This window comes from Achromobacter sp. RT286_PF, from assembly GCF_059760425.1.
The window spans coordinates 1-9,561 of record NZ_JCBAMR010000072.1; the positions used below are offsets into that span (position 1 = coordinate 1).

Annotated in this window: 11 protein-coding genes; 7 read left to right on the plus strand and 4 right to left on the minus strand. The window is 64.4% G+C overall.

Features of this window, described 5'->3' with window-relative positions:
- The coding region (locus AC6LJY_RS27640; RefSeq protein WP_498137213.1) for an MFS transporter at positions 1 to 1,233 on the minus strand (1,233 nt) is incomplete at its 3' end.
- Positions 1,234 to 1,320: 87 nt separating this feature from the next.
- On the opposite strand from AC6LJY_RS27640, the gene AC6LJY_RS27645 reads away from it, so the two are divergent.
- From AC6LJY_RS27645 to AC6LJY_RS27655, 3 genes are all read left to right on the plus strand, one after another.
- Positions 1,321 to 2,058 carry an ArsR/SmtB family transcription factor gene (locus AC6LJY_RS27645; protein WP_498137214.1) on the plus strand — a complete coding sequence of 246 codons (738 nt, stop codon included), beginning with the start codon at positions 1,321 to 1,323 and terminating at the stop codon, positions 2,056 to 2,058.
- Positions 2,059 to 2,327: 269 nt separating this feature from the next.
- Positions 2,328 to 2,984: an N-acetyltransferase gene (locus AC6LJY_RS27650; RefSeq protein ID WP_498137215.1), complete on the plus strand. Its 657-nt coding sequence runs from the start codon at positions 2,328 to 2,330 to the stop codon at positions 2,982 to 2,984.
- A gap of 230 nt (positions 2,985 to 3,214) precedes the next feature.
- Positions 3,215 to 3,487, plus strand: a complete 273-nt coding sequence (locus AC6LJY_RS27655) for a hypothetical protein (RefSeq protein ID WP_046805962.1) — start codon at positions 3,215 to 3,217, stop codon at positions 3,485 to 3,487.
- On the opposite strand, the gene AC6LJY_RS27660 is transcribed toward AC6LJY_RS27655, so the two are convergent.
- The 3 genes from AC6LJY_RS27660 to ypfJ form a co-directional block, all read right to left on the minus strand.
- Positions 3,484 to 4,248, minus strand: a complete 765-nt coding sequence (locus tag AC6LJY_RS27660; protein ID WP_046805961.1) for a hypothetical protein — start codon at positions 4,246 to 4,248, stop codon at positions 3,484 to 3,486. The genes AC6LJY_RS27655 and AC6LJY_RS27660 overlap by 4 nt on opposite strands.
- Positions 4,245 to 4,781 (minus strand): hypothetical protein, encoded by a 537-nt coding sequence (locus AC6LJY_RS27665; RefSeq protein ID WP_046805960.1) that lies wholly within the window; start codon positions 4,779 to 4,781, stop codon positions 4,245 to 4,247. Before AC6LJY_RS27665 ends, AC6LJY_RS27660 begins: the two co-directional genes overlap by 4 nt.
- Positions 4,782 to 4,968: 187 nt before the next feature.
- The gene (gene ypfJ / locus AC6LJY_RS27670; RefSeq protein WP_314363470.1) at positions 4,969 to 5,820 is read right to left on the minus strand and encodes a KPN_02809 family neutral zinc metallopeptidase; all 852 of its coding nucleotides are present in this window, start codon (positions 5,818 to 5,820) and stop codon (positions 4,969 to 4,971) included.
- An 86-nt stretch (positions 5,821 to 5,906) separates the two neighbouring features.
- Between ypfJ and AC6LJY_RS27675 the strand changes: the two genes are divergently transcribed.
- From AC6LJY_RS27675 to bamC, 4 genes are all read left to right on the plus strand, one after another.
- Complete coding sequence (locus AC6LJY_RS27675) at positions 5,907 to 6,533, plus strand: L-threonylcarbamoyladenylate synthase (protein WP_046805958.1); 627 nt, start codon at positions 5,907 to 5,909, stop codon at positions 6,531 to 6,533.
- 72 nt (positions 6,534 to 6,605) lie between these two features.
- The gene (locus tag AC6LJY_RS27680) at positions 6,606 to 7,253 is read left to right on the plus strand and encodes a site-2 protease family protein (RefSeq protein ID WP_046805957.1); all 648 of its coding nucleotides are present in this window, start codon (positions 6,606 to 6,608) and stop codon (positions 7,251 to 7,253) included.
- A gap of 87 nt (positions 7,254 to 7,340) precedes the next feature.
- Positions 7,341 to 8,246 (plus strand): 4-hydroxy-tetrahydrodipicolinate synthase, encoded by a 906-nt coding sequence (gene dapA, locus AC6LJY_RS27685; protein WP_046805956.1) that lies wholly within the window; start codon positions 7,341 to 7,343, stop codon positions 8,244 to 8,246.
- A gap of 17 nt (positions 8,247 to 8,263) precedes the next feature.
- Complete coding sequence (gene bamC / locus AC6LJY_RS27690) at positions 8,264 to 9,388, plus strand: NlpB/DapX family lipoprotein (protein WP_046805955.1); 1,125 nt, start codon at positions 8,264 to 8,266, stop codon at positions 9,386 to 9,388.
- Positions 9,389 to 9,561 lie beyond the last annotated feature (173 nt).

The window sequence follows — 9,561 nt, forward strand, 5'->3', positions numbered from 1 at the left end:
CGCCGCCGCATGGCCGCTTCCGGCCGCAAAGCACGCGATGGCCGCCGCCTGCAACAGGGCCGCCGCCGCCAGGAAGCCGACCATGGCGTGTCCGCTTGCGTCGAGCACGGCGCGCAGCAAGCCGAACAGCGCGGGCGCGAAGGCATAGGCGCCTTGCGACAGCGCGACGATCAGCGGCACCACGCGCTGGCTGTCTTCGCGGGCGAATTCCGTTTGCGCGATCAGCGGCGGTAACGACGTGGCATTGCCGATGCCCGACCCGAACAGAATGACGCCCAGCCACACCGCCCACATATGGTCGGCCGCCAGCATCAGCGTCAGCGATCCGCAGATTTGCACGGCATAGGCCGCGCAGGCCACCTTGCGTCGGTCGGTGCCGGCCGGCATCAGCGCGCCAACCAGCATGCGCCCGGCGATGGCGGCCACCGTGGCCAGCCCCATCGCCGCACCGGCCGTCTGCGCGCCCAGCAAGGGCGCCAGCAACGACAGCAGGTGCGTGATCAGCCCTATCTGGGCGAACAGGCCCAACGCCATACCCCCGGCAAGCGTCAGAAAAGCGCGGTCGTGCCACAGGCGCGATACGCGCGGTAACGCGGTGGGCGCCGCCGGCGCGGGTGCATCCGCGCTATCGCCGTCCGGCAGTTGGCCCAGCTGCTGTGGGGTTACCGCGAACACCTTGTGCGACAAGCCCCCGATGACCGCGACCATGGCCACGCCCACCCACAACGCGGCTTGCGCAAAACCGGCTTGCGCGATCAAAAACACCCACAGTGGTGAAAACACAATGCCGCCCACGCTGGCGCCGTTATAGGCCATGCCAAGCGCGGACGGGCGGCGCCGCACGAACCACGGCGCGATCAGCGCATTGACCGCGGCCGCGCCCAGCGCCACCCAGCCCATGCCGCTAAGCACCGCCGCCCCATATAACTGCCATGGCGATGCGGCCAGCGACCACCCGGTCACCCCCAAGGCCAGCAGCACCGCGCCGCCGAACGTGGCCCGCGCCACGCCGACGCGGCGGTACAGGCGCGGCAGGTTGGCAACCACGATCGTGCCGCTAAGAAAGTGCAGCGTGACCGCGCCGGACACCAGCGCCACGCTCCAGCCGGTGCGTTGCACCACGGCGTGCAGGAACACGGGCGGCCCGTAAAAGCCAACGCCCCACCCGAAGACGGCCAGCACAAAGGTGGCGGCAAGCACTTTCCAACCGAAGAACGAAGAAGACTTGGGCATGGCTTTTCTGATTTGTCAGGATGTCATGTTGCGATAGGGCGCAGTATGCTTACGCCTTGCACACAACACTTTGGTCCACAGCGAATCATGGAATCCAAGTTCGCCGACATCAATCTTTCCGCGGTGGCCGGCGCCATTGCCGACCCCGCCCGCGCCCGCATGCTGTGCCTGTTGCTGGATGGGCGCGCGCGTACCGCCACCGAACTGGCCGCCGCCGCGGATATCGGCGCATCCACCGCCAGCAGCCATTTCCAGCGCCTGCGTGAACAGGGCCTGGTCGACATGGCCGTGCAGGGCAAGCATCGCTACTATCGGCTGGCCAATGGGGAAGTGGGGCACGCGCTTGAGGCCCTGCTGGTGGTGGCCGGCGCCGACCGCGTGCCGTTCAAGCCCAACACGCCGACCGCGCTGCGTGACGCGCGCACCTGCTACGACCACATGGCGGGCACGCTGGCCGTGCGCGTCCATGACGCCATGGTGGCCCGCCAATGGCTGGCCCAGGACGGCCGCGATTACGTGCTGACGCCGCTGGGCGAAGCGTCGATGGCGCAGATTGGCGTTGACGTTGCCCAGGCACGCCAGCGCCGCCGGCGTTTCGCCTGCGCTTGCCTGGACTGGAGCGAGCGTCGATCCCACCTGGGCGGCGCGCTGGGCGCGGCGCTGCTGGACGCCCTGATGCAGCGCGGCTGGATCACCAAGGACCTGGACTCGCGCGCGCTGTCCGTCACGCGCAAGGGCGCACGGCAATTTCCGGCGTTCTTCGGCATGCCCGACGCGGATGCGGACGACGGCCTGATGCAGGGGAACGCGCATGCGGCGGCTTGATCGGAAGGTAATGGCGCGGTCAGCGGCGATGTCTTTGACATCTTCATTTCCGCGCCATCCATCGCTTGCATCGCGCACGTCCCGCTCGATTCGCACCGCTCGAAGGCGGTGCTTTGAACACAGCCATTCCCGCCGCGAATGCGGCTTTTTTTTCGTCGGCCGAGGACGGGGCCTGGCGTGTGAAGCGCCCCGTCTTCAAGCCGTGTTGAACATTATTCCCCCGACCTTTTTTTCCCATTAGTCTTATCAACGTTTTTCAGGAGGTGGCCTTGCCTACCCTGGCGCTGCGCGCAATCTGCTTTCCCGCCCGCTTGATCTCGGAGCTACGCATCGACGTCAATCACGCTCCCCAGGAAGTCCAGAACGAACTGGACGCCATTCATCAACGGATGCAGCGGCCGTCGGACCGCCTGTATGCGTTGCCGGAGGTGCATACCGACATTCCCGGCCTGATGCTGCGTTATCGCGAAGCGGACGGCGAGTACTACGTGTACGTGGTGGATACGCGGCGCGACCGCGTGGCCGGCTATACCGTCTTCAACCGGCTGATCGAAGTGGGCAAGCGGGCCGACCCCTACGTGCGCGCGCCGCATTCAAAGTACGCGCCGGCGTACCAGGGAATGGGTCTGGCCACCGCCGTGTACCGCTGGGCGCTGGATGCGGGCCTGTGCATCATCAGCGGCGCCCGCCAGTCGGTGGGGGCGCATCGCCTGTGGATGGGGCTGGCGCGGGACTACGAGCTGGGGTTTGTAGACCTGCGCAAAAAGCAGCTTAGCTACCTGGGCAAGGCCGTTTCGCAGCGCGTGCAGGAAGACTTGCACACCCGCATGATCCTGCTGGGACGCGGCTGGGCGCTGCCGGAATACATGCGGCTGACGGGCATGATTTCGGCCAAAGAGGCGATTTCGCAACACGACCTAGGGTAATCCCCGTAATGGCTTTGCCGGGGGGCGGCACGCAAAAGCGCCGCCCTTTCAAAACCCGCGCCCCGCTTGCCGTTGCGCCGATCCCGTCAATTCTTCGACCGCTGCCGCAGAAACGGGGACGCAATTATTGCTCTGCAACAATGTTTCTATTGGCTGCCGAGGTTACAAAACATATCCGGACTGTCATCAATGCCGGGGTATGCTGATTCGCAGAACGAGGGCATCCGAAAGTGCATCAGAACAATTTGATCTACAAGGGATACCGGCTCACGGCCAAGGTGTCCCGGGGCGAGGACGCTGACATTTCAGCGTTGCAAAGCGGCCCCGTATTCATTGCATCGGTCATGGTGGTTCAGGCCGGCGCCGTGCTTGAAGGTGGCGACGAATACCCGGTTCCGCGCTTTGCGGACGGCGGATTCGTCTATAGCCCCCGCGAAGCCGTGCACGCGGCCATTACGCATGGCCGCGAAATCGTCGACGGCCTGACGAACATGCCGTCCTAGCCGGAAAAGACTTCCCGCCAATCGCGCGTCTTGGCCAGCGTCTGCACCGTTGCGGACTGCTCCAGGATGGTCACGGCCTTCTTGAACTCTTCGGCCGTGGCGCCGTCTTCCAGGATGACCATGCGCGAATTGCGCGCGTCAGCCATCTTTACGTCCGACATCTTGCCGTGGGTTTGATAGACCTGCGTCCAGTCCATTTTCTTGCCGGCCTTCAGTGCAATCGGCTCGATATAGGTCAGCGCCGTGCTGCCAGCGGCGCGCACGGCGAAAGCGAAGTCGGCGGTGTGGCCGCTGCTGCCCTTGGCGCGTGCGCCCTTGACCATGCGATTCACGCCCACGCCCTCGGCCAGCGCGCGGCCGACCTGAGCACGAAAGCGCAACTGGCTGAAGCGGGGCATCCACTTGGCGCATTGGAACGACAGCGCCATCGCCAGCTTCACCGCATCCCACAACGCTTCCTGCAATTGCTCGTTCGGGCCGGTCGCCACAATGGCGCCGTCGCGGTCGAAATGCGCCAGGCTGACGCCGGGCGTTTCATTCAGCATGTCGATGCGCTTGGGGCCGATTTCGATGCCGTAGCTGGACGCGTGCATCGAGGTCTCACAGGCGTCGGTCAGGTAGAACGTGGCGTCGTCCGGGTGCGCGATGAAGAAGGCAGCGTGCTGGCCATCCAGCCCCAACGTCATCGGGGCGACGGCGCGTATGGCGTGTTCACCGGCCGGCAGGACGGTCCAGCCGGAGGCTTCCAGAAAATTGCTCATAGGATCAGTTCGATTTGGCGGCCTTTAAGGGGATGCGCAAAACCGCCAACTAGCGTGAGGTTCGCGCGCGGCAGGAAATACTGCATCAGCGCGCCGATGGTGTGCAGGGCAGGCACGATGGGCTCGGCATAGCCTTCGCCTTCGTCCACCCAGATATGTTCGTGGCTGCGGTCCGCAAGCGGCTTGCGAAAATGCGGGCGGCCTTCGCCGACCAGGCTGGTATGGAACGAGTCATCGGTATCGACGCCGAACACGCGATGCGGGCCGACGAACAGGCTGGCGCAAAACGCTTCAGTAAGGAAGATCGTGGCTTGGCCGTGCACGACGGTACGCGCGCCGCGATAGGTCACGCGAAAGATCACGTCATCGCGCGCGTCGCCCTTGACCTTGCATGGGCTTGCGAACTCCATCCACTGGATGTTGTTGGCCGCGGGCTTGGGGATCCAGGAGATCGGTTTTACGGTTTCCTTGGGTTCGGCAAGAATCTCTTGCACCTCATCAACGGTAATTAACGGTTCGAACTTGTTGGCCATAAAACGAATCTAGGGTCTTTGAATTGCGCTACCAATGCGCTCTGCCGCTTGCGTCGCGGCGCAGGCAATGCGTGCGTGCAAACAGGGCGAGGGGGCGTAATCTTACAAGATGGAGTCAGTGCAAACCCGCAAGCTGTATGGATATACAGCTTGCGTGCCGGGCGCGATGCCCGGTTTCAGCGCCTGGCTACAGCGCGCTGGCCCCGAAGGTGTCGCACTGCTTGATGCTGCCGCTTTCCAGGCCGCGCTTGAACCAGCGCACGCGCTGGGCCGACGAGCCATGGGTGAAGGAGTCGGGCACGGCATAGCCCTGCGCCTGCTTTTGCAAGCGGTCGTCGCCGATGGCGGTGGCCGCGCCCAGCGCCTCTTCGACGTCGCCGCCTTCCAGGATGTTGCGCGCCGCGTTGGCCCGCTGCGCCCACAAGCCGGCAAAGCAGTCGGCTTGCAACTCCATGCGTACCGACAGGGCGTTGGCCTGCGAGGGGTTGCGGCGGCGCAGCTGGTCGACCTGATCCGAAATGCCCAGCAGGTGCTGCACGTGGTGGCCGACTTCGTGCGCGATCACATAGGCTTGCGCGAAATCGCCTGGGGCCTTGAAGCGGTTTTGCAGTTCATCGAAGAACGCCAGGTCGATATACACCTTGCTGTCGCCGGGGCAGTAGAAGGGGCCCATCGCCGATTGGCCCGTGCCGCACGCCGTGGGCGTTGCGCCGCGAAACAGCACCAGCTTGGGCGCGACGTATTGGCGGTTCAAATCCTTTTGAAAGACGGCGGCCCAGGTGTCTTCGGTTTCGCCAAGCACCTTGGCCACGAAGCGCGCTTGCGGGTCGTTGACGGGAGGCTTGGTCGCGGGGGCTTCTTGCGTGGTGGTCGGGCCTTCGGCCATTTGCAGGACGACGCTGGGGTCGACGCCAAAATACATGGCCACCAAGGCAAGTACTATCGTACCGATGCCGATGGTTCCACGACCGCCGATACGGGGACCGCTGGCACGTCGGTCTTCCACATTGTCGCTTTCGCGCGAGTCATCGAGGCGCATACTGTTTCTCCGGGCGGGTCGGCGTTCCCGCCATTTTGCATCGCCGCGCTTTACTGGGCGGCATTCAAGAGTGTTAGGATAAACCCATGGCTCTGTATTTATCTATTCATCCTGCGAATCCTCAACCTCGCCTGCTCAAGCAGGCAGCCCAATGGCTGAACGATGGGGGCCTTGTGGCCGTACCCACCGATTCCAGCTACGCCGTTGTCGCACGGCTGGACGACAAGGACGCCGCGGACGGCTTGCGCCGGCTACGCGGTCTGGACGAAAGACATCACCTGACTTTGCTGTGCCGCGACCTGGCTGAAATCGGCCATTTCGCGCGCGTCGACAACAAGCAATATCGCTTGCTGAAGGCCGCCACGCCGGGTCCGTGGACCTTCATTCTGGAAGCCACCAAGGAAGTGCCGCGACGCGTCTCGCATCCGTCGCGCAAGACGATCGGCATACGCGTGCCCGATCACGCCGTGATGCTCGGCCTGCTCGAGCAAGTCGGCGCGCCGCTGTTGTCCACCACGTTGATCCCCAAGGACGAAACCGAGGCCCTGAACGACGCCGAGGCCATCCGCGAACGCTACGACCATCAGCTGGCCGCCATCATCGACGCCGGCGCGTGCGCGCAGTCCCCCACCACCGTCATTGACCTCACCAGCGACGATCCCGTCGTGGTGCGCGTGGGCCGCGGCGACCCGGCCACGCTTGGCCTTGCCTGATTCCCCTTTTACTGTTTTGCCCTTGCGTGCCGGCCCCCGCCGGCACGCGGCTCATCTACAATCCGGTTCGCCATGAACGACATCATCCAAACCATTGCGGTCTACGCGATACCGGTCATTTTCGCCATCACGCTGCACGAGGCCGCGCACGGTTACGTGGCTCGCATGTTCGGCGACCCCACGGCCTATGAAGCCGGCCGTGTCAGCCTGAATCCCGCCCGGCACATCGATCCGATCGGCACGCTGCTGGTGCCGATGGCAATTCTTCTGGCGTCCAAACTGCTGGGCAGCCCCGGCATGTTGTTCGGCTGGGCCAAGCCCGTGCCGGTGGATTTCGGGCGCCTGCGCCGCCCCAAGCGCGACATGCTCTGGGTGGCGCTGGCCGGTCCCGCCGCCAACCTTTTCATGGCGATTTTGTGGGCCTTTTCGCTGCGGCTGATGCTGGAATCCGGCATGCAGGAATCGTTCTGGTTCCAGATGGGCGTGGCGGGCGTGAACATCAACCTGGTGCTGATGGCGCTGAACCTGCTGCCCATCCTGCCGCTGGATGGGGGACGTATCCTGTTCAGCCTGCTGCCGAACCGTCTGGCCTGGCAATACTCAAAAATAGAGCCGTATGGGCTGGTCATCGTGATCGTCCTGCTGGTCACGGATGTGCTATGGCTTTTGATGCGCCCGGTGTATGAACTTGGAACGACTATCGTCCAGTGGTTTCTGTAGGATTTCATCCAATATCCGTTAAACTCAGCGGTTTCTTTGATTCTGGCCCTGGGGCATCCTGCCGCGGGGCGTTGGAGCCCTACATTTATGGCATCCCCTGCATCCGCCGCAGGCGTTAATTTCCAGGGCAGCTTGGTGGCCCTGGTCACTCCCATGCAGCCCGACGGCAGCCTGGACTACGCTGCCTACCGGTCATTGATCGACTGGCACGTCCAGGAAGGAACCGACGCACTCGTGGTGGTGGGCACCACCGGGGAGTCGCCCACGGTTTCCATGGAAGAACACGCGGAGCTGATTCGCGTAGCGGTGGAACATGCCGCGGGCCGCATCCCGGTCATCGCCGGCGTGGGCGCCAACTCCACCGACGAAGCCATCCACCTGACCAACCACGCCAAGGCCGTGGGCGCGCAGGCCGGCCTGTCGGTCGTTCCTTACTACAACAAGCCCTCGCAAGAGGGCTTGTACCGTCACTTCCGCGCGATCGCGGAAGCCGTCGACCTGCCGACCATCCTGTACAACGTGCCCGGCCGCACCGTGGCCGACATGACCAATGAAACGGTCCTGCGCCTGGCGCAGGTGCCCGGCATCATCGGCATCAAGGACGCCACCGGCGACATCGCGCGCGGCGGCCTGCTGCTGCGTGAAGCGCCGGACACGTTCCAGGTTTTCAGCGGCGACGACCCCACTGCCGCCGCCCTGATCCTGCTGGGCGCGCGCGGCAATATCTCCGTGACCGCCAACGTGGCGCCCAAGCTCATGCGCGACCTCTGTGCCGCCGCATTGGCGGGCGACGTGCCCAAGGTGCGTGAACTTAATGCCTATCTGGCGCGTCTGAACAAGGCTTTGTTTGTTGAAGCCAATCCCATCCCCGTCAAGTGGGCGCTGGCCGAAATGGGCCGCAGCGCACTGGGCTACCGGCTTCCGCTGGTTGAACTGGGTACGCAGAACCACGAAGTCGTGCGTCGCGCGCTCCAGGAAACGGGTCTGCTCTAAATATCGTGAGGATACGTATGAACAAACGTCATGCCGGTTTGTCGGCATTGATGTCTCTGGTGTTATTGGCCGGCTGCAGCGAGGTCAATCAATTCCTGGGCAATGAAGAATCCGTCAACTACAAGAGCGCCGTCACCCAGCGTGGAGAGCCTCTGAGCATCCCGCCGGATCTGACTCAGGCCAACAGCGACCCGCGTTATCGCGCGCCCGCTTCGGGCTCGACGACGTACTCGCAGTTTCAGCAGCAGGGCCAGGCGCAAGCCACCGCGCCCAAGACCAGCAACGTGCTGCCCGGCCGCCAGGACATGCGTGTCGAACGCGACGGCGACCTGCGCTGGCTCGTCGTTGATCGCGCGCCGGAAGACGTCTTTCCGCGTCTGGTCGACTTCTGGACCGAAAACGGCTTCACCGTGGCCAGCAACAACCCGTCGGCCGGCCTGATCGAAACCGACTGGGCGGAAAACCGCGCCAAGATTCCGGAAAGCTGGTTGCGCCAGGCATTGGGCGCCGTGCTGGAATCGGCCTGGGATAGCGGCGAACGTGAAAAATTCCGTACCCGCGTCGAACGCGTGAACGGCCACACCGAGGTCTACGTCAGCCATCGCCAGATGCTTGAAAAGCGCGTCGGTTCCGACGGCGGCCAGGTGCAGTGGCAGAACGGCAAGGAAGATCCGGGCCTGAACGCCGCCATGCTGGCGCGCATGATGGTCTACCTGGGTTCCGACGTGGACAACGCCCGCAAGCTGGTGCAGCAGGCCGAAGCCTCGCCGCAAAAGCCGGCCGTGCAGGAAGACGTCCGTTCCCAAGGCGCCTCGTTGCTGGTGGCTGAATCGTTCGACCGCGCTTGGCGCCGTGTCGGCGTGGCCCTGGACGGCGGCGGCTTTGCCGTCGACGACCGCGACCGCTCCACGGGCGACTACTTCGTGCGCTACGTCGATACCGACACCGGCGAAAAGAACGAGCAGCCGGGCTTCTTCAGCCGCATGTTCTCGGGCGACAAGAAGGCCGGAGCGCCGCAGTTCCGCATCCACCTGGCCGCCACGGGTGACCAGACCACGGTGACGGTGCTGGACGCCAACGGTGCGCGCGACAGCAGCGCTACCGCCCAGCGCCTGCTGAGCGTGCTGAAGGACAAGATGTAATCAGGCGATCTCGGCCGGTGCCATGCGCGCCGGCCGGTAATGCCCAAGGCCCCCGGATGGGGGCCTTTTCTTTGCCGCACCGCCCAGGTTGGGGGCGGACGGATCAGCCGATGCCATTGATCGGCAGGGCATCGTCGCTGTGCACGGCTGGCTCTTCCCACCCTGCATCGCGC